Here is a 21593-nt window from a genome sequence, read left to right as displayed (position 1 = left end):
GCTTTTTTCGTTGCTGGGGATGCATTTTTCCAGTTCAGAGTCCTTATGACGACAAAGCATGGCTTTTGCAGTGCTCTCTTAAAGGGGCCAGCATCAGCCATCTTCTCATCGCATCGAACGACCTTCCCTTAGCCATATTGGAATCAGTACAATGGACAACGCTACAACGATCGCATGTATCGGATTGGCAATATCCCCGATCTGCGGTTCGGGCGGATAAGCCCAGTCCATCCACGACAATAGCACGGCAACGCCTACTGCAATCAAGGCGTAGATCAGCCGCGGCCGGGACATTGTCTTGCGAAGTTTAGCATAAATAAATGCGCCAACACAATTGACGACAATCGATACGACCATAATCGACACCGGATTCAATTGGATGAAATGCAGTCCTGTAAGTAGCGTCAGCAGGTAAAATAACACGACCCCCGCAACGCCGGAAATAAGCCCTGCCCTCACGCCGACCATCCAAGTTTTCTTCATTCTGAACACTCCCTCGTTTTTTCTTATGTATTGATCTTACCAGAGCGCATCTTCGAAGATCAGTGACCTTCTTCACGAAAATGAGATGACAATCCTCACATTATTCGTGCCGGACTGTGAGGATTGTCATCTTTCCAACGGAGACGATTCAGGAAGAAAAATCCCTTCGGAAATGAAGGGATTTTCTTATGCTCACTCCTACCCTAAAGGCGAAGGGGCGAAAGTTGCCAGCAGATCGTTTGATGATGGCGATGTCGCTAGTGTTCTCATGTTAAGTAGAAGGGCGGCATCAACTAACGGAGACGATAATTCGATGCAGCGGCGAACCAGTCCTGTGGGGTTTAAACTGTCATTAAGTAAGCGTCACATACCTCGAAATAGCCCATGCCAAGCGAAGATGACCATGGCAAATAAGGCTCGATCGCTTCTAGATTTTGTGGATCCGGAAGCTGCTCAAACAGGTATTTTAAATATTGAAACGGAAGAAGCCCTTTTTTCCTTCGCGGTCTAAATGACGCTGTAGATCGCCGCACTTGCCTTCGCGCCTCGTGGCGTGTTCGCAAATAACCAGTTCTTTCTTCCGATCACGAACGGCTTTATCAGCGTTCACTTCGGTTGTTATCGATTTCGAATCGGCCATCCTTTAGGAATACCGTCAATTTTTCCCACTGATTCAAGTTATAAGCAATGCTTGTTCAACCAGACTCTTCGGCAATGTTTGAGAGCGCTGCTGCTTGAGCCATACCGAATAAGTCTCTAGGGCGATTTTTTGTATAAAAATATTGTTGTAGCCGCAAGTGCGGCCGGCATCCGGTGATCTGAAAGGTATCATTCTATCACAAAGGTCATTGAACAAGGGAGGGGTATTATTTTGGTCCTCCCTTAAATTTGTCGAAGCTTGTACGATGTAGCTATCAATTATTCAATAACGAATCGAGGAGGTTGGTTAAATTTTTCTTCTGTCGGGGGTCTAGGCCATGAATATGTTTAAGCAATGACATGTGGTCCATTACGAGTGATGCTGCTAAATCTATTTCATCTGAAGATAGCCGTTTCAAATATGTATTGAATCGATCCAAATTCGAATTCACTTCATCTTCATGAGAATCTAAATTCTTTGGCGGTAAGACATCATATAATGTGATTCCTAAGGCATCGCAAATTCTTATCATTGCATCGAAGTTAGCAAATCTTTCTCCGCGTTCGATGCCGCTAATGGTGCTTTGGGATGTTTCGGATAAAGCACCTAATTCAGAAGTTGTCATTTTTAGATTTTTACGATAGATCTTTATCTTTTCGCCAATGTATTTTTTTAGGTCATCCATATTTTATCTACTCGATTCGATTGGTTTATTTTATCTTATCAAATTCTGATCTTTATTTGTTATATGCCCATATATTAATAATCATAATATTAATAATATCTATTTACAGGTTATTTGATTTCGAATATAATCAGATCAAGGAGGTGCAAAAATATTCATAAGATCAGATTAAAACGATTAGAAAGAGGTTGGACCCAATTGGAGCTAGCGGAAAAATCAGGGGTTCCGCAACCGACCATATCCCAAATTGAAAAGGGAAATCGAAAGTACCCTACACATGAAAACATTAGGAGAATCGCTAAGGCATTAGAGGTTGATATAGCGGAACTTGATGGTGACGATGAACCACAGCGTAAGGAAATGTAAATCAAAGGAGTGAGAACATGTCCGAAATCGGCGGTGACGTTTCAACGGTTGTAACCCGACTAGGCGCGGATTTATCCAGAGAAGCCGCTAAAATGACGAATGAATCCATGAAGCAGATGCTTCTGTTTTTAATTCAGAAGGCAAAGGAACAGGCTGATAAGGCAGGTGAAGTTGCTTTAAGTAAGCTTGTAAAATCGAACGATGAAATCAAATTGTTCGATCTGGATCAAAAGCAGCTTAAAGCATTTAATGAACTTGCAAAAAAATATGAAATTTCCTATGCGGTAGTCAAAGACCAAAACCAGTTATCCGTTTTCTACAAACAGAGTGAAGAAAGCCGAGTTAAATTAGTTCTAGAAAAGTTGGTCGAAAGAGAACTGAAAGATAGGGAAATCCCCGTTACTAAAATTGATGAAAAGGAGCAGCAACAAAGCGGATTATCATTAATCAGGGAGAAACTGTTCCGTGTAAAAAACGACCAAATGGAATCTGTGAGAGATGACAAGGCTGAAACGATTGAAAGCAAACATGAGGAAGTGAAGCAGCTCACAACAAATCAAAACAACGTTAAGCCCTACGAAGCCGTTGATCCTAAAGGCAATATCGAAATGACATTCGTAATTGATCGTAACGGCATGTTTGAACGTCTGGAGAAACACCAATTGGATGAACGAGTTAAACGGATTTTGGAAAACATGAAAGACAATGAGAAACACCATTTTGATGTTGGAAACAAAAGGGATCGGATAAGTGTAGAACGTCAAGGTCATGTTTATGTTTTCAGGGCTGAACACGATCATAGCCGGGAAGAAGACCAGCGAACAACACTTGCTGAAAAGCTTGGCACTAAGGCAAATAATGTCCGAACTGAAAGCAGAGATCAGGGCCAAGAACGGATGTCGCTTGCCGAAAGACGTGAGGAAATCAAGCCCTTAATGGAAGCACAAAAACAAGCCCCTCCGACAAAAAACAAAAATAAGGAAAGAGGGGGGCGATAAGTGAACGATCAAGATAAAAGGAAAAAACAACTTAGATTTTTTGCCCTCCTTTGTTTCCTTCTCTATATCCCACTTGCTTACTTTACATTGCACTTTCACCATGTTATCTCAACCACAGAAGAAAAATTCAATATACTCAACATCGAAAATTACAGTGAAGCAACTTTAGAAAGTATCCAGACGAATGTCATTGTACCGAGCAAAAAAGAGTGGCAAATACTATTGCTGGAACTAATCGCTGTTTCCTTATATGTCCTTTATAAAGTAACCGATCAAAAGAATTTGATGCCAGGGAAAGAGCATGGCACGGCCAGATGGGGAGGTAATGCCGAGAGAAACAGTATCAAACATAAGGCCCAACTCCAAAATATCATTTTAACAAAAACGGAGAGGCTAAGCCTTGATACCAAAAAGGTACGAAAAAATCTTAATATTTTAGCTATTGGTGGAGCAGGTACAGGTAAAAGCAGATTCTTTGTCAAACCAAATATCCTGCAAGCAAATACAAGCTTTGTCGTCACCGACCCCAAAGGGGAATTGCTCCGGGACACTGGTTCTTCTTTAAAAAAGCAAGGATATAAGATTAAAATATTCAATCTAATCGATATGTCGTCGAGTTGCAGATACAATCCATTTGCTTACGTTAAAAAGGAAAGCGACATTTTGAAGGTCATTAATAACCTGATAAAAAACACCAATGTAGGTAAGAGCGGCGGTGATCCTTTTTGGGAGAAAGCAGAGACAGCATTATTACAGGCGGTTTTCCTGTATATCTTCTACGAACTTCCAACGTTCGAACACAATTTCAAATCGGTATTTACTTTGCTACGACTTGCAGAAGTGAAGGAGGATGAGGAAGATTTCAAAAGTGAGTTTGACTTCTTGTTTGAGAAACTCAGGGAAAAGAACGCCAATCATATTGCCGTAAAACAATACGATATTTTTAAAATGGCTTCTGGAAAGACGGCGAAAAGCATCTTAATATCTGCGGGAGTTAGGCTTTCACCATTTGGCATTGAGGAAGTTGAACGGCTGCTGATGGAAGATGATCTGGAACTACACAAGCTAGGGGATGAAAAGACAGCCTTGTTTGTACTCATTCCAGATAGCGACACAACCTTTAATTTCATTGTCGCTATGATGTACGCGCAGTTGTTTGATTCCTTGTATTATCAAGCTGATTTTGTCAGCGGCGGCAGTTTAAAGCATCATGTAAAGTTCTGGCTGGATGAATTTGCGAACATCGGGCAGATACCTGATTTTGATAAACTAGTTGCCACTATGCGAAGCCGTAACATTTCAGTGTCGGTCATCCTGCAGAACATGACGCAACTCAAAGGTTTATATAAGGACTCATGGGAAACGATCGTCGGCAACTGTGATACGATCCTATTCCTTGGAGGACAGGAACGATCTACGCTTGAATGGGTGAATAAAGGGCTTGGAAAGCAGACCATCGATACGAAAAGTTCCAGCCGATCGAGGGGAAGAAACAGTTCATCGAGCGTCAGTTACGGAAGCCAAGGCCGGGATTTGATGACCATCGACGAGATCGCGCAGATGCCGGATAAATACTGCATCCTTTTTATTCGGGGGTTAAGACCCTTTTACAGTGAGAAGTTTAAGCTGGAATCGCATCCGAATTATAAACTTCTCTATGAAGCTAACGAAGCCAATTATTTTGATTCTGAAATGGGGGTGAGCATAGCTGCCGATGAACCTACAGAAGAAGCTACCTTAAAGCCGTTCAATTTGCGGGTTCCCGATCAAAACCTTGAAGAACGAAAAGATGACATTCACTTGGTTGACGTTGAGGAAATAGATGCCATAGAAAAACGGATGGAAGCCTTAATTTAAAATAAAATTGAACCCAAAGGGAGAAATGTGACGATGAACAACTATATTTCCAAGTTTTTCAATGTATTTAATATGAATATTGCTATCAAGTCGCTTTGTATCGCTATCGTTCTCATGTTGGTCGCAACTAGCGTATATGCAGCGCCGGGAGATCCGGTTGGTATGGATAAGTTGGATGCTGTTATTGCTGTAGTCGCTACGTGGTTGGGACGCATCGGTTTAATTGTAGCCTTCTTCGGAGCCGTTCAATTGGCCCTAGGGTTTAAAAATGACGATGCAGATGGTAAGGTTCGGGGCATGAAAACCTTGGCGTCAGGCTTCCTTGTGTTCGGTATTACACAATCCCTTCCATTGTTCGGACTGTAAGAGAGGGGCAGCCTACGAGCTATCAAATCGTAAGCTGCCCTTCCATTCCTGTATCAAGTCAAGAGCAGGGCATTACCAATAACCTTTTCCATACGAAAACAAAATCAATAAACAGGTTGGTAGGTGGTGAAATTTGTCCTCTCCAGTAGATGACATTAAGCAAGCGTTTCAAGGATTTACAGCACTCATTAGTGAGGTAACGGCTCTTGTTAATCAAGGGCCGTCATCATATCCGGGGCTTTACTCTGTAATAAAGGAAATCCATCAAGCCATTCTTCCTGTGGCGTATAGCCTTTTAACACTTTACTTTTTACTCGACTTTCTTAATAAATCCATGAACTTTTCGTTTGTTCGATGGGAAATCGTTGTATCTTGCATGGTGAAATTGGTATTTGCCAAATTCGTAATGGAGCATGTTTTCGATTTATTGGAGATCATTTTTCATGTGTCGTCGTACCTTACAAGCATCGTTGGCGCAAAAGGCTCAAGCGCATCGCTATATAACGTGGATTTTTCGGCCATGGAAGCGGAGTTTAACGGTATGAGTTGGTTTGCTAAACAGCTTTACAGGTTTGAAATTTTTCCTTTTAAGTGGGTCTTACAGGGAATAAAAATCGTTATCATGCTCATTGTTTTTGGCCGATTGTTCGAATTGCTTATTTACACCGCTGTTGCTCCCATACCGCTTGCAACCTTCATTCATGATTCCCTTTCTGGAACAGGAAGAAGGTTCATTATGGAATATGCTGCGGTTTGTCTCCAAGGAATTGTTATCATCGTCGGATGCGTTATCTACGCCGCGATTGCTTCCAGTTTTACCTTTGGTGGTTTCACTGGGGGTGGCGATATAGAGGTATGGAAAGGCATATTATCCGCTTTAGCTCTTTTACTTGTCGTCATAAAATCCGGTTCATGGGCGAGAAAATTAACAGGAGCATGATAGGTTTTTGTTTTTAGATGAAAGGGGGAGAGCGATGTTCATCTTGGACTGGCTTCAAATGAGCATGGTTGAGAGGTGTTGGTATGTTGCCATTATGATCTCATTGTTGATGATTTCCATTCCGAGTGTTCTCGAGGAACATCGGGCATTCAAGAGGCACGACAAATACATGTCTATGCTGTGTGGTAGAAAATCTAAATAAAGTAATCATAAGCTGTAGCTACTTTAGATCCTTGTATACAGAGAATGAGCCGATAAGTGGTCTACGTTTTCATGTCTTGTATCCCGGCCGGCGCTGATCCACAACCACGACCCAAGATATGCAATGTCACGTTTAATATGGAGGATTTATGATTGAAATTCGGATTCCCAAAGAAATTCGAACGTATAAAGAAAAGCTATTTTTCGGATTGAATTTACGCCAATTGGTTTGTACCTTAATTGCCATTATTATCAACGTACCTTTGTACTGGTTTGGAAGAAATATGGTGGGTTCGGATACGGCCAGTTGGATTGTCATTTTCATTGCGATGCCGTTATTTTTGGTCGGCTACTTTAACTACAACGGCATGACCTTTGAGCAATTTATAAAGTCAGTCATTCAACAGGAGCTCATTTATCCGCAAAAAAGGAAGTACGCCACTCTAAATATGTTTGAGATCTTATCCAGTGCGAAAGAAAAGGGGGAAAATGGCCGTGCTATCCTTTCTAAGCAAAAAAAGCGCCAGTAAGAAAGTACGGATTCCCAAAACAACACAGCAATCCATTCCGTATTCGCACGCGTTCGAAGACGGCATTTTATTACATGGGAAAAATAAATTCTCGAAATCCTTTTTGTTTAAGGATATTAATTACCAAGTGGGTAAACAGGAAGATCAAGAAGAAGTGTTTGCCAAATACTGCGAATTCCTTAATTTTTTCGATAATACCGTTGATTTACAAATTACCATTACGAATAAAAGCTTTAACAGAGAGGATTTTGAAGAAAAACTGGTCGTGACAAACCGGGACGATCATCTTAAGCCATATCGGGACGAATATAACGCCATGCTGAAAAAGAAGATTGTCGGTGGCAAGAACGAAATCAAAAAAGAGAAATTCATTACGGTTTCCATTGAATCGAGTTCGGTGGAAGATGCCCGAAATTCCTTTATGCGAATGGAGAATGAGACGCAGAACGTCTTCAAGCGTATGGGGAGCTCTGTTTTCGGATTGGACTTGAATCAACGCCTGGAACTTCTTCATGATGTTTACCGCATGGGACAAGAAGGGCATTTCAGGTACAGCCCTACCGAGCATAAACGCAAGGGATTGGTGACGAAGGACTTAATTGCTCCAGATGCGTTTACCTTTAAACGTGATCATATGATTATTGGTGAAAAATTTGCGAGAGCGATCTATATACGAGATTTACCTACCTTTCTTAATGACAAATTCTTAAGCGAAATCTCCGACTTCAGTTTCAATATCCTGTTAACGATGAATATTAAGTCGGTCGATGCGTATAAAGCGCTTCGAATCGTCAAAAAACAGATTACCGGCATGGAAGCTAATAAAATTGAGTACCAAAAGCGCAGCCTTAAAAATGGCTATCTGGAAGCATTCATTCCCCATGAGTTAAAACATTCCCTCGATGAAGCTAAAGAACTTCTCGATGATTTAATTAACAAAAACCAAAAAATGTTCCTTACCAATGTCATCATCATCCACTTTGCAGATGACCTTGAAACCCTAAATAAAGACGGTAAAGAGATTACTGCGATTGCCAACAAGTTTTTGTGCCAAGTGGGAACCCTTCATTATCAGCAAGAAGACGCATTAAATTCGTGCTTGCCGTATGGTTTGAATTTAATTAAGGCTTCCCGTACGTTGACGACAGAAAGCACAGCTATATTTATGCCCTTTACCAATCAAGAGTTGTTTCAAGAGGGGGGGATGTATTACGGCTTAAATGCGGTTTCAAGAAATCTGATCATGTTCAATCGCCTTTCCCTAAAAAACCCGAATGGTTTTATTTTGGGAACGCCGGGATCGGGTAAATCCTTCGCAGCCAAACGCGAAATGATAAATGTTTTACTTAATACCGACGATGATGTGATTATCATTGACCCCGAACGGGAATATACGAAGCTTGTAACCAATTTTAGCGGCGAAGTTATTCATATTTCAGCTGGATCAAAGAATTATATTAATCCGCTAGATATGACGATCGATTATGCCGATGACGACGATCCGTTATTGCTTAAATCGGATTTCATTCTGTCCTTGTGTGAAGTGCTTGTGGGTGGCCGTTACGGTCTTACCCCTAGAGAAAAGTCGATTATCGACCGCTGCTTGAAACTCACGTACAAGCAATATTTACAGACGTTTGATCCCGAGGATGTCCCAACCCTTTATGACTTTTACGAGCAGTTGAAAATACAGAACGAAGATGAAGCGGTTCAACTGGCGACAGCACTTGAATTATACGTGAAAGGCAATTTATCGGTTTTCTCCAACAAAACAAACATCAACATCAATAACCGTTTTGTATGCTTCGATATTAAAGATTTGGGAAAGCAGCTTAAAACAATGGGCATGCTCATTGTGCTCGATCAAGTTTGGAATCGGATCACATTAAACCGGGGCAAGGGTAAGCGGACTTGGATTTACTTGGACGAAATCTATTTACTCTTTGCCAATGAGTATTCAGCGAATTTCCTCTTCGAGTTGTATAAACGGGCTAGAAAATGGGGCGGTGTTCCAACGGGAATTACGCAGAACGTAGAGGACTTGCTTAAATCCGAACTTGCGCGGCGAATGCTCTCTAATTCCGATTTTCTAATGATGCTCAATCAAGCTCCGTCGGATCGTAACGAACTTGCGGATTTATTGAACATATCCGAAACACAACTTAGTTATGTGACCAATTCGGACAGCGGTCAAGGCTTGTTATTCGTTGGAAATGGGATTGTTCCTTTCAAAGACGAATTTCCTAAAAAGACCAAGCTATACAACATGATAACAACGAAAGTGGATGAAGTTGCGGAGGGCGATAAGGAGCAACCTGCATGAAAACTTACTTTAAGCCAGGACTAAAAAGAAATCTGAAACTAATTCGAACTGCACCAGTAAATCCCCCCGTTACGCAAGGGGGGATTCGAGCCAAACTGAAAGAGGGGCTTTATAAACGGGTAAAGCAATCCCCCCGAAAAGCGGCAAATCATCTAATTCGGACGCTTGATTCGTACCACGAAGAAGAAGCACATGAAGCGATTCAATCACTACGGCTCCCGAAGAAAGGTACAGACCAAGCTAAAAAGAGCTATAGCCAGATTTCGAGTGTTTTAAATCGAATTTCATGCCAACCATCTACGATTAAAAGTGGCAGTCGCTCCCGGACCATGTACGGATTCAGAAAAATTAAAGGTGCGGCTTCCACTCCATCGGCCAGCAACTCCAGTAACGTATCGACGATCAAAACGTTAAGTAGCAAATTTGTTTCCAAAAACAGGTTTACGTCCCTCACGATTAAAACAGGATTAAAAAAAGCACTTTCTTCTCCTTCTGCTTTTTTAAAAGAAGCCGCCCAACAATTAACGAAAAAACTTATAGCCAAGCTCGTTACTGCGGTTGTGGCTAATCCAAAGATTTGGGCGATTGCGGCAGTAATTGGTTTGCTGCTATTTCTGATCATGTCCGCCACGAACAGTATGGGAGGATCGGCAAGTTCAGCGGGTTCCTTTTTTATGACAGATGAGGATAACGCCAAGCAATACAAGGCTACTGTCGATGAATTGAATGATAAATTACAACAACAGATCGAGGATTATAGGGATAGTGGATATGATGATGTGAGAATCGATTATATGAATGAAGAAGGGGTATTGCAGGTCAGTTGGGTTGAAATATTCGCCCTGGTTGCCGTAAAGTTTGAGCAGGAATTAACCTTTTCTGATGCACAGAAGGACTATATGAAAAGCCTATTTAATCAATTTAATCGAGTAAATACAGCGACAGAGACGTACTCAGCTGAGGTGTGCTCAACCATTGTAGACCCGGAGAGTGGGGAGGAAGAAAGACATTGTCATTCAGAAAACAGAACAAGGCTAGTCGTTAAAATTTATTCGTATGACATGGAGGATGTTTTCGATTGGATTGGTTTTGACGAGGATCAAAAAGAATGGGCGCGAAGGCTCGTATCGTCAGGAGCTATTCAAGAGCAATTTCCTGAGTTAGCCGGAGGTTACGCGGGTGGAACGGGTCCCGGCCCCGGTAGCTTAACTCCAGAGGAATTAGCCGATTTAATGAACAATTTAGGCGGCGATATTGATAAAGCGAGAATGAAGGTTATTGAAACAGCACTAACGTTAGATGGCAAAGTTGATTATTTTTGGGGAGGTAAAAGTCCCGCTGGATGGAACGACAATTGGGGTAAGCTCGTCATGGTCACCGCGCCTGGTAGTGATAATACAGGGACATTACAGCCTTATGGGCTGGATTGTAGCGGATTTATTGACTGGGCATTCAAAACAGCAGGTCTTGGAAATGTTTTTTCGTCAGGAGGAACTTCCTATCAATGGAGCAAGACCTTTGCGATAACGATGGATGAGCTAAAACCGGGAGACTTGGTTTTCAAGAACATTCCGGGGCAGGGCGGGGTTAATCACACCGGCATTTTTATTGGCCGAGATACAAACGGCAATCCCTTATACGTTCATTGTCAGGGATCAACAGGCGTAATTGTAAACAGCTATAAGGGATTTAAGTATCCTCGAAGGCCCCTATTATTCCAGTAAGGCAGGTGTTTATTATGCGAATACTTATTTCGGTACTTTTTGTTTTCCTCTTTATTAGCTTTGCAGGGATTCCGGTATTTGCCGAAGAAGTCACTAATCAACCGCCAGCGAGTATCGATACCGTGAGTATGCTTGAAATAACGGCTACAGTTCCCGAGGGTTTTGATAGTACGATCCTAATTAATTTTACATCTGTTGAGCAAGAAAACGTGATGGCCCGGCTTGTTAGGGCAAATAGCTACTTATCTTCACAGGAAATTAAGCCCGGGACTTATAAGGTCGATTTTATTAGTGTCGTGGGTGAGAATGCCAGTGACTTTAATATTACTGCCCCTGAACAGATTGTGATAAATGAAGGGGATGCAGCCAAATTTCCGTTACAAATTGCTTTGAAGCCTAACGTTCAAAAGCCAGAAGTGAAAACGGAACCTAAACCTGAAATCACACAGCCTGTTACCGAAACAAAACCGGAGGGATCGGCAGTAAATAGTGTGTCCGTTCCCGAAGTTGTGAAAGACGTACTAGCGCCAGCAGATGTTATTAAACCATCTACTTCTAGCGGGGGTTCAATTTATCCTGCCGTTAATGTTCTCATTGGTTTTGCCGTTGCTGCGCTGCTTGCGCTTTTGTATCTTCTTTATAAACAAATTCGATATAAGCATGATTATTACGATTGTTAGAGATTAGGAGGGCTTTCGATGGACGAAGATAAAAAATTAATGAAGCTGTTTGAACGTGAAGAAACATTGACTAAGAAAAAAGAAAAAATCGAGGAAGAATTAAAGAAAATTGCAAAACAGATCAAGGAGTTGGAGCGTCAACAAAAAGTGAAGAATATCGAGGAAACAATCCTTGTTCTGGATGATCATGGCCTTAACATTAAGGACCTTATCAAAGAAATTCAGAAAGGCAACTTCGATCATTTGAAGAAGAAACCTGCAAGTGATGTGGAAACACAAGAAGTCGCCGCGGATATGTCTCGAGAAAAAATGTATACAGGGTGATAAAGTGGCCACGCGCGATCGGCGAGGGCAGAGATTATCTGGGCACGGTGAAACCGAAGACAGCTCGTGTCAGGTGGGAAATGTTCATAGTCGTTATTGATTCGAGGCAGATAAGGTGTAGCGTAAACAACCCCCCAGAACCCGGAGACGTATCGTTCAATATTCTCGACCATCGGAATCTTCCGGGCGGTTGTAGGTTCGCTACAATTCACTACATCTGGATGCAGACGGAGTCAACTGTTGGCTTGGCGAGCGCACGCAAAGTAAGGTCGGGGTAAGCGGTCAGCTATCCAAGTGCTTTATACTGGAACATGTTTATTAAGGAGATTAAATATTAATACCATATTTTGATCAATTTGGAAGAAGCGGAGGATGCTGTTGAATGAGCCAGCAAAAGATATTAGGAGGTAGATGTTGCTAAGGTTCTAATGGAATTAGCAAAGAGCAGCGGATTAAAAGACACGTACCACATCGCAAATCATAAGCAAGGCACTTAGAAGTCATTTCAAAGCCGAGAATTTAATGAAATAAAGAATAAATATTGGTAGTATAATTAGTTAAGTGGTTACCTGAACTGAAGGGGGGAGTTTATGCATTCGTGGACGGATTTTTTAATAGTAGTGGCCGTAGCCAGTTTTCTTTATCCTATGAGAAACTTGCTTGGTTTGCTTACTAGATTAGCGATTTATGGGATGATTGCTATGGCATTGTTTTCTGGATCAATCGAGGGGTGGGAGGACAAATTATTTGCTGTCGCGATCTTGAGCCTCCCTATTATAATAAATTGGATATTTAAACTTCTAAAATCGAAGTTATCCAGCAAGCTCAATGCGTAACCGTCACCTAACTGGGTGGCGGTTTTTTTTCAATACATAAGGAATGTGTTGAAACTATCGTTACGTTACCGGGCAGATTACTATAGCAGCAAGCCACAAGGATTGGGGCGCATGTATGAGCTTTTCAGGCGAAAGTCTAAGGAGGATCGAATTTATTTGATAGAAGGTTTCGTGCAAAAATAGTTATTGATGATAATGGGCATCTAGATTTATTAAAAACAAAGAACTCAACATTGGCGATTCAGCTATTTAGTCAAATTGGGTCTAGAAGCGGTTGGAGATAACTATACTTTAAATAAATTGGTGTACCATCAGTGCCTTGATAAAGAGAGAAATTTTCGTGTTGCTTGCGCCTTGAAAAAAACAAATCGGAAAGGGGTGGTTGGTGAAAGTGAAAGCGTTTACTAGTATCTTTGTCGCTATTTTTTTGCTCATGAGCATTGCAGCGTGCAGCGGCGGAACCAACACAGAGAACACCGGCAATACAGGCAATACCGAAGCAGCGCAGGACAACACCGGGCAGACGACCGACAACGTCGCAAGCGATCCGGCAACGGCTGCTGAAGAGCAGGTGCCTGCAATCGACCTCTCGGGCAGGACGATCAAATTCGATGCGTGGTGGAATGACTATCCGACCGGAGATGACGTGGATTCTGAGACGCGGCGCCAAAAAATCGCCGAAGTGGAAGAAAAGTATAATATCACAATCGAATTTACGGAAACGCCTTGGGGCGAAAATGTCGAGAAGCTGACGACATCGGTTCTCGCCGGCGAGCCTTATGCGGATATCGTCCGGTTCGAGCCGTATCATGCGAAACCCAACCTTATCGTCAAAGAGGTGATTCAGCCGCTGGACGATCTTATGGATGTTAGTTGGTTCCCGGAAGATGTCCGCAAGATGGGCGGCTATCAAGGCAAAATGTACGGCTTCTTTAAGGATAATGTGGACAGCGGAACAGGAGTTTGGTACAACAAGGGGATTTTCGAGCGTGAAGGCCTCCCGGATCTGTATGAGCTTCAGGAAAGCGGAGCGTGGACGTGGGAGAAATTCCGTGAAATCGCGAAAGCGGCGACTAAGGATACGAAAGGTACCGGCCAAATCGATCAATGGGGCATCGCTAACGGTCCGAGCGACCTTGCTTACGCGCTGATCATCAGCAACGGCGGCCATGTTTTCGATGAACAAAACGGTAAATTCGTTGGCAATGAACCGAATGCCGTCGAGGCTCTGACGTTCCTTCAGCAGCTGTATTCAGATAAAGTGTTCGCGCCGGGTGAAGGGGACTGTCCGATGTGCGGCGGCCCCAAATTCGAAACCGGTCAAGGGGCCATGAAAATCGGCTCGTCCTATGAAGGCAACGGGTTCAAGGAGAAGCTGACAGACGATTTCGGTTTCGTGTTCTTTCCGAAAGGTCCGCAAGCGGACGAGTACACGTCTTTCTCGGCAACACCGAACATGTGGTATCTGCCCAAGGGCGTGAAAGATCCCGAGGCGGTGATGCAGATATGGAAAGAGATCAATACGTACGAAGATACGGGCGCTGGTTCCTGGGGTGAAGAGCAATTCAACTCCTTGGAAGACATCGAGACCCACGAAAAGATGATAGATTCACTTGTCATCGACATGGGAGCGGGCTTCCCTAAAATCAACGAGCTGTTCAACGGCCAATTCGATGCGATTGCGACCGGCGAGCAAAACCCGGCGACACTCGTCGAGACAATTAAAAATGAAGTGCAGGCGGATATCGACAGTATCCTTAAGCAATAGTACGAACGAAAAATACACCCTGCATGGAGACGAGTATAACGCTCGTCCAACCCAACTGAATGCCGGGTGTATTTTCTTTTCTCTAGTGGAGGAGGGACTCACTTGCAGCACAATGGGATGCGATCGAATCCGATCAAACGGTTTGTCCTGCTCTGTCTGGGTGTCGTCGTCTTGCTGCATCCGGCGGGAGCCATCCATTCAGAGTCGACGGTCGAGCCTGTTTCGGAACCGTCGGACGTATCCGGATTCGTGGCCCCCGACAGCTACGACAGCTATCTGAATGCCCACCAATCGGCCGAGCGGCCGAACATCCGGATGATGATTGAAGGGGAAGCATTCTCAAGAGCGGACGGGATGAATGCGGCAGTCGCAGACAATGCGTCCTATGGCGGCGCCGAAGGAGAATCCCTGCTGACGGAGGAGTCAGGTTCGGTTGAATGGGAAGTTGAGATTGAGAATGACGGACTGTACAACATCGGCATCCGCTACTATGCAGTGGAAGGCAAGAGCTCCTCGATCGAACGGGAATTACGCATCGACGAAAAAGTTCCGTTTCGCGGAAGCGACCGGCTTGTTTTTCCCCGAATCTGGGTGAACGAGCAAGAGGAGATCGACCGGGATAGCCGGGGCAACGACTTGCGCCCGCGCCAGAAGGAGAAGCCGGACTGGCAGTTCTCGCTCTTTAAAGCGTCGGACGGCTACTATAACGGGCCGTATCTCTTTTACTTGTCCAAAGGAAAGCATACGATCAGTCTTCATTCGCTTCGGGAGCCGATGCTCATTGACCGCCTGGAAATCTACCGGGAGACCGAGGCTTTGGACTACGCATCCGTCGTCGAGCAATACAATGCGAAAGGGTACGCAAAAACCAAAGGGGTGCTGGTCAAGGTGCAGGCGGAAGATGCGGCAGCCAAATCGGACCCTATGCTATACCCGCTGAACGACCGTATCTCGCCGGCTACCGAGCCTTACGACGTGTCGAAGATCAGAATCAACATGATCGGCGGGAATAACTGGCGGATGCCGAACCAGCGGATCAGTTGGAAGGTGGAGGTTCCCCAGGACGGACTGTATCAGATTGCACTGAAGAGCAGGCAGAACCTACTGCGGGGCGTGTACTCTACCCGCAGGCTGACCGTGGACAGGGAGCTGCCGTTCCGGGAAGCGGACAACCTTCAATTCAAATATGACGGTAACTGGAGCATGAACGTACTCGGAGGCGAGGAGCCGTATTTGTTTTATTTGAGCAAAGGCACCCACGAGCTCGCCCTCGAGGTGACGCTCGGCGATATGGCCGAGCTGATCCGGGAAGTGGAAGCAAGCGTACTTGAGCTGAACGAGCTGTATCGAAAAATATTGATGATAACGGGATCCACGCCGGATACACTGCGAGATTACGAGCTGGACAACCAAATTCCGGGACTGGCCGACACGCTGCTCAAGGAGAGCGAACGGTTATCCGCAATCGCGGGCACCTTGCAGCGCGAGACGGGGGAGAAAAGCGACAAGGTGGCGATCCTCAATACGACCGCCTATCAGCTTCGGGATATGGCCGAACGGCCGGATTCGATCCCTCAGCGGTTGGACCGGTTCAAGACCAATGTCGGGGGTCTGGGCACCTGGATGCTGCAGGTGAAGGAGCAGCCGCTAGAGCTCGATTATCTGATCGTGGCGTCGCCGGGCAGCAAGCTGCCCAAAGCGGAAGCCTCCTGGTTCCGCACCGTCCGCCATGAATTGTCGGCCTTTTACCACTCTTTTTTCGAAAACTATGATGCGATCGGAGACGAGTCGGACGCCGGGGCCGTCGAGGTATGGATCGGCACAGGCCGGGACCAGGCGCAGGTGCTGAAATCGATGATCGACGACACGTTTACGGTGAATACGGGCATTGAAGTCAACCTCAAGCTGGTGCAGATGGGTATGCTGCTGCCGGCTACGTTGGCCCAAATGGGGCCGGACGTTGCGATGCAGCTCGGCAGCGACATACCGGTTAACTACGGCATGCGCAATGCGTCGTACGATCTGACGAATTTTCCGGATTTTCTGGAGGTTTCCAAGCGGTTCCGGGAAAGCGCTCTCGTACCGTTCACATATGGCGGCGGCGTCTATGCGCTTCCCGAGCAGCAAACCTTTAGCATGCTATTTTACCGGAAAGACATCTTAAGCGAACTGAACCTGGAGGTGCCGGAAACGTGGGACGACGTTAGGACTATGATCCCCGTGTTGCAGAAAAAGCATATGGAATTCGGCCTGCCTGCCGAGACGCTGCCGAACCAGATGTATCCGAACCATACGTTCGCGATGCTTCTTTACCAGAACGGCGGAAGCTTCTACAGAGATAACGGCCTCGCGAGCGACCTGGACAGCGATATCGGCGTCCAGACCTTCAAGCGGTGGTCCGACTTTTATTCCAGCTATAAGCTGCCGCTGCAGTTCGATTTCGTCAACCGGTTCCGGACCGGCGAAATGCCGATCGGCATCGCCGACTACACACTGTACAACCAGTTGTCGGTATTTGCGCCCGAGATTATGGGGATGTGGGAGTTCGTTCCCGTACCGGGCACGAAGCAGCCCGACGGAAGCATCCGGCGGGATGCGGCGAGTACCGAGTCCGCGGTCATGATGCTGAACGACGCGGCGAATAAAGAGGATGCCTGGGCCTTTATGAAATGGTGGACGGATAAAGATACGCAGGTGATGTTCGGCCGGGAGATGGAAGGTCTGATGGGCGCTGCGGCGCGGTATCCTACGGCGAATATCGAGGCGCTGAAGGAGCTTCCCTGGCCCGTGAAGGATTACGGGCATTTGTCCGAACAGTGGGAATGGGTCCGCGGCATCCCGGAAGTGCCCGGAGGATACTTCACCGGCAGACATTTGAACAACGCGATGCGGAAGGTGGTTAATGATGCCGTGAACCCGCGCGAGACGCTGCTTGATTATGTCCAGTTCATCAATGAGGAAATCAGGATCAAACGCAATGAATTCCAGCTTCCCACGGAATAGGAGGAAATACGTTGCGGGAAACGTGGCTGCAGATGAAACGGCACAAGCATCAGTACCTGCTGCTTAGCCCTTATTTCATACTCTTTTTCATATTCACCGTATTCCCGGTCCTCATTTCGGTGATTCTGAGCTTCACGTACTTCAATATGCTGGAATTCCCCCGCTGGATCGGGTGGGACAACTATGTCCGGCTACTGCTTCACGACGAAGTATTTATCATCAGTCTGAAGAACACGATCATCTTTGCGGCCGTCACCGGACCGCTCAGCTACATCGCCTGTTTCGTGTTCGCCTGGCTGATCAACGAATTGCCGGCCAAAGTCCGAGCCGTGATGACGCTGGTATTCTACGCGCCTTCGATATCGGGGAATGTCTATTTTATTTGGCAAATCATGTTCTCCAGCGACCAGTATGGTTATATCAACGGATTTCTGATGAAGACGGGCATGACCTATGAGCCGATTCTGTGGCTGCAGGATCCGAAATATATGTTGGGCATCGTTATACTGGTCCAGCTGTGGCTCAGCCTGGGAACGAGCTTTCTGGCTTTCATTGCAGGTCTGCAGGGCATCGATCGAACGCTCTATGAAGCCGGGGCTGTGGACGGGGTTCGCAACAGGTGGCAGGAACTATGGTATATTACGCTGCCTTCCATGCGTCCCCAGCTGATGTTCGGCGCGGTGATTCAGATCACCGCTTCCTTCGCCGTCGCTGACGTCGCGATGAATCTCGCCGGCTTCCCAAGCGTCGATTACGCTGCGCACACGATTGTGACGCATTTGATAGACTTCGGCACGATCCGGTTCGAGATGGGCTACGCGTCCGCCATTGCGACGGTACTGTTCTTCCTGATGCTGGGTTCGAACCTCATCACGCAGAAGCTGCTTCGAAGGGTGGGTGAGTAGAATGAAGCTGCTGTCCAGAAGAAGCAACGGCATGCAGCGGTCGATTTTCGGGGACCTGGCGTTTCTGGTTGTGCTCGCGGGCTTCGGTTGCTTTATGGTGCTTCCGCTTGCCTATGCGGTGAGCAACGCATTTAAGCCGCTTGACGAATTGTTTCTGTTCCCGCCGCGATTTCTGGTACGCAATCCGACGCTGACCAACTTCGTTGATCTGTTTCGGCTCATGGCCAGCTCATGGGTGCCGTTCAGCAGATATATATTCAACACCGTCTTTATTACGGTTGTCGGTACGGCGGGACACGTCATCCTGGCATCCGCCGCCGCCTATCCGCTGGCGAAGTACCGTTTCCCCGGAAGCAGAGCGCTGTTTACGATGACCGTGCTGTCACTGATGTTCGCTGGAGCGGTTACCACCATTCCGAACTACATGACGATGTCCTGGCTCGGCTGGATCGACAGCTACGCCTCGATCATCGTACCGTCGTTCGCCTTTTCCCTCGGCTTGTATCTGATGAAGCAGTTCATGGAACAGATTCCGGACGCGCTCATCGAAGCGGCCAAGATCGACGGCGCCAGCGAGTACCGCATTTTCTGGACGATCATCATGCCGCTTGTCAAGCCGGCGTGGCTGACGCTGATCATCCTGCTATTCCAGCAGCTATGGGGCACCGACGGAGGAATGTTCATCTACAGCGAAGAGCTGAAGACCATGGTTTATGCGGTGGGTCAAATTTTGGCCGGCGGCATTGCCCGAGCGGGCGCGGCGGCAGCCGTCGCGGTGCTGCTCATGGTCGTGCCGATCACGATTTTCGTCTTGTCGCAGAGCAATATTATCCAAACCATGGCCACTTCCGGCATGAAGGATTAGGGGGGACAAATGTGAGCATGCCCAAATCCCTCGCACTGCTGCTGTCCCTCCTACTCTTTGGCACAGCTGCAGTCCCGTACGTGTCCGCGAGTCCGTACGGAGGGTATAACTATTCGGCTTGGAAAGAAGCCGTAGCATCTCCGCTTGCCTACGAAGCGATCGAGGTCATCGATGGCGTCCGGTTGAACGCCGGCCCGCTGAATCAGCCGGAAGACATGTATGTCGACCGCAGCGGACGCATCTACATTGCCGACACCGGGAACAACCGCATCGTCGTCGCGGACCGGAATTGGAACCAGGAGGCAGTCATCTCGTCGTTCGACAACGGCGGGACAGAGGACGGCTTCCAAAGTCCGACGGGCGTATTCGCGACAGCGAAGGGCGAAATCTACGTCGCCGATTCCGGGAATAAGCGCATTGTCGTCATCAGCCTCGACGGACGTCTGTTGCGGGTGATTGGGCCGCCGGAGTCCGAGGTTTTGCGGCAAAACTTTCAATATACGCCGGTCAAATTGGCCGTTGATCTGGCGGACCGCCTGTACGTCGTTAGCCGCGGCAGCTTCGACGGACTCCTTGAGTTCGACGCGGACGGCGTTTTCCAGGGCTTTATGGGTACCAACCCGGTACGGGTCAACCTGCTCGACTATATTTGGAAACGGTTATTCTCGACCAATGAGCAGCGTGAACAAATGACGCGGTTCATTCCGGTCGAGTTCAACAGCATGGATATCGATGCCGACGGTTTCGTCTATGTCACCACGCCGGATTATAATTCCGAAAAGCCCGTTCAGAGACTGAATCCGACCGGCAATGACGTCATGCGCCGGAACGGCTACGATAACCCTCTCGGCGAGCTAATGACGGGTGGACTTACTTCCCGGTATGCCGGCAATTCGATTTTTGCCGACGTGGACGTTGAGGACTATGGCATCTTCCACGTGCTAGACACGAATCGAAACCGCGTCTTCACCTACGACGAGGAAGGCAATCTGCTGTATATTACAGGACAGCCGGGCAGCCAGACAGGGACATTCGAGGCGCCGGCCGCACTAGAAACGCTGGACGGAGGGCTGCTGGTGCTCGACAAGGGGCCGGGTCTGGTTACCGTGTTCGAGCCTACCGTCTTCGGCAGAAGTGTAAACGAAGCGGTAAAGCACAACTATGAAGGCAATGACGAAGCCTCGGCTTCGGCCTGGAAGCATGTCGCCGATCTCAACGCGAACTATGAGATTGCCTATATTGGCATCGGCAAATCGATGATGAAGCAGGGCCAGTACAAGGAAGCCATACACTATTTCAAGCTCGGCGAAAGCCGGATGAATTATTCGAAGGCGTTCAAGGCTTACCGCAAACAACTGCTTGGCGAGCATCTGGGGTCTATTCTGACGACATTGCTTGCTGCGGCCGCACTGCTCGTCTGCGGCAGGCTGGTACTCAAACGGAAAGGGGCGGCGAAAACCGATGCTCGCAGCGTACATTAAATTTCCGTTTTATTTGATCTTTCATCCTTTCCAGGGCTATTGGGATCTGAAGTACGAGAACCGGGGGAAGCTGCAGCTGTCGCTTCTCTTCATTCTTTTGCTTGCGGTCGTATCGATCCTGAAGCGGCAGTATACGGGATACATCGTCAATTACAACAATCCGTATACGCTGAACAGCCTGGATGAGCTCCAGTTCATTGTGCTGCCCTTCCTGCTTTGGTGCATAGCCAACTGGTCCCTGACCACGCTGATGGACGGCGAAGGCAAATTCAAGGAAATCGTGATGGCGGCCGGCTATGCGGTTGTGCCGCTGATTATCGTGTATATTCCTCAGCTGCTGTTCAGTAACGCCATCACCACCGAAGAGAGCGCGTTCTACTATATTCTTAACAATATCGCCATGATTTGGTTCGTGTGGCTGCTGTTCGTGGGGACGATGACGGTACACCAATATACGGTAACGAAGACGATTGTTACGATCCTGCTGACGTTCGTCGCAATAGGCATCATCATTTTTCTCGGCCTGCTGTTTTTCAGCTTCATTCAACAAATCGCCGCATTCGTCATAACCATTTACCAGGAATTGACTTTTAGAATGTGAGAGCGGAGGGAGCGTAA

18 protein-coding genes and 1 pseudogene are annotated in these 21593 nt (G+C 46.6%); 16 read left to right on the top strand and 3 right to left on the bottom strand.

What is annotated here, in order from left to right; all coding sequences use genetic code 11:
* Positions 1-105: 105 nt before the first annotated feature.
* From AC0YNV_RS36450 to AC0YNV_RS36440, 3 genes and pseudogenes are all read right to left on the bottom strand, one after another.
* Positions 106-483, bottom strand: coding sequence for a hypothetical protein (locus AC0YNV_RS36450; RefSeq protein WP_475772439.1), 378 nt, complete (start codon positions 481-483; stop codon positions 106-108).
* Between the two features lie 341 nt (positions 484-824).
* Positions 825-1252: pseudogene (locus AC0YNV_RS36445) on the bottom strand (IS66 family transposase); the annotation flags it as partial.
* Positions 1253-1397: 145 nt separating this feature from the next.
* A complete protein-coding gene (locus tag AC0YNV_RS36440; RefSeq protein ID WP_475772438.1) occupies positions 1398-1808 on the bottom strand; it encodes a helix-turn-helix domain-containing protein in 411 nt (136 codons plus the stop codon).
* Between the two features lie 198 nt (positions 1809-2006).
* On the opposite strand from AC0YNV_RS36440, the gene AC0YNV_RS36435 reads away from it, so the two are divergent.
* The 16 genes from AC0YNV_RS36435 (at position 2007) to AC0YNV_RS36360 (ending at position 21576) form a co-directional block, all read left to right on the top strand.
* A complete protein-coding gene (locus tag AC0YNV_RS36435) occupies positions 2007-2174 on the top strand; it encodes a helix-turn-helix domain-containing protein (RefSeq protein WP_475772437.1) in 168 nt (55 codons plus the stop codon).
* Positions 2175-2191: 17 nt separating this feature from the next.
* Positions 2192-3172, top strand: a complete 981-nt coding sequence (locus AC0YNV_RS36430; RefSeq protein WP_475772436.1) for a DUF3801 domain-containing protein — start codon at positions 2192-2194, stop codon at positions 3170-3172.
* Entirely contained in the window at positions 3173-5029 is a 1857-nt protein-coding gene (locus tag AC0YNV_RS36425) for a VirD4-like conjugal transfer protein, CD1115 family (protein WP_475772435.1), read from the top strand.
* A 33-nt stretch (positions 5030-5062) separates the two neighbouring features.
* Positions 5063-5395 carry a hypothetical protein gene (locus tag AC0YNV_RS36420; protein WP_475772434.1) on the top strand — a complete coding sequence of 111 codons (333 nt, stop codon included), beginning with the start codon at positions 5063-5065 and terminating at the stop codon, positions 5393-5395.
* A gap of 133 nt (positions 5396-5528) precedes the next feature.
* Positions 5529-6335 (top strand): VirB6/TrbL-like conjugal transfer protein, CD1112 family, encoded by an 807-nt coding sequence (locus AC0YNV_RS36415; protein ID WP_475772433.1) that lies wholly within the window; start codon positions 5529-5531, stop codon positions 6333-6335.
* A 350-nt stretch (positions 6336-6685) separates the two neighbouring features.
* On the top strand, positions 6686-7066 hold the full coding sequence (locus AC0YNV_RS36410; RefSeq protein ID WP_475772432.1) for a PrgI family protein: 381 nt from the start codon (positions 6686-6688) through the stop codon (positions 7064-7066).
* Complete coding sequence (locus AC0YNV_RS36405; protein WP_475772431.1) at positions 7026-9389, top strand: VirB4-like conjugal transfer ATPase, CD1110 family; 2364 nt, start codon at positions 7026-7028, stop codon at positions 9387-9389. The genes AC0YNV_RS36410 and AC0YNV_RS36405 overlap by 41 nt, the downstream gene beginning before the upstream one ends.
* A complete protein-coding gene (locus AC0YNV_RS36400) occupies positions 9386-11113 on the top strand; it encodes a C40 family peptidase (protein WP_475772430.1) in 1728 nt (575 codons plus the stop codon). The genes AC0YNV_RS36405 and AC0YNV_RS36400 overlap by 4 nt, the downstream gene beginning before the upstream one ends.
* A gap of 14 nt (positions 11114-11127) precedes the next feature.
* On the top strand, positions 11128-11793 hold the full coding sequence (locus AC0YNV_RS36395) for a hypothetical protein (protein WP_475772429.1): 666 nt from the start codon (positions 11128-11130) through the stop codon (positions 11791-11793).
* Positions 11794-11811: 18 nt separating this feature from the next.
* Positions 11812-12117, top strand: coding sequence for a hypothetical protein (locus AC0YNV_RS36390; protein WP_475772428.1), 306 nt, complete (start codon positions 11812-11814; stop codon positions 12115-12117).
* A gap of 1227 nt (positions 12118-13344) precedes the next feature.
* Entirely contained in the window at positions 13345-14721 is a 1377-nt protein-coding gene (locus AC0YNV_RS36385) for an ABC transporter substrate-binding protein (RefSeq protein WP_475772427.1), read from the top strand.
* Positions 14722-14823: 102 nt separating this feature from the next.
* Positions 14824-17724 (top strand): extracellular solute-binding protein, encoded by a 2901-nt coding sequence (locus AC0YNV_RS36380; RefSeq protein ID WP_475772426.1) that lies wholly within the window; start codon positions 14824-14826, stop codon positions 17722-17724.
* A 32-nt stretch (positions 17725-17756) separates the two neighbouring features.
* Complete coding sequence (locus AC0YNV_RS36375) at positions 17757-18629, top strand: carbohydrate ABC transporter permease (RefSeq protein WP_475772451.1); 873 nt, start codon at positions 17757-17759, stop codon at positions 18627-18629.
* 31 nt (positions 18630-18660) lie between these two features.
* A complete protein-coding gene (locus AC0YNV_RS36370) occupies positions 18661-19494 on the top strand; it encodes a carbohydrate ABC transporter permease (protein ID WP_475772450.1) in 834 nt (277 codons plus the stop codon).
* Positions 19495-19511: 17 nt separating this feature from the next.
* Positions 19512-20975 (top strand): gluconolactonase, encoded by a 1464-nt coding sequence (locus tag AC0YNV_RS36365; RefSeq protein WP_475772449.1) that lies wholly within the window; start codon positions 19512-19514, stop codon positions 20973-20975.
* On the top strand, positions 20956-21576 hold the full coding sequence (locus AC0YNV_RS36360) for a Yip1 family protein (protein ID WP_475772425.1): 621 nt from the start codon (positions 20956-20958) through the stop codon (positions 21574-21576). Before AC0YNV_RS36365 ends, AC0YNV_RS36360 begins: the two co-directional genes overlap by 20 nt.
* The last annotated feature ends 17 nt before the right edge of the window (positions 21577-21593 follow it).

Source organism: Paenibacillus sp. JT31N11, from assembly GCF_056269285.1.
Note: the sequence above shows the minus strand (reverse complement) of the source record. Positions and strands in the feature narration are given on the sequence as shown.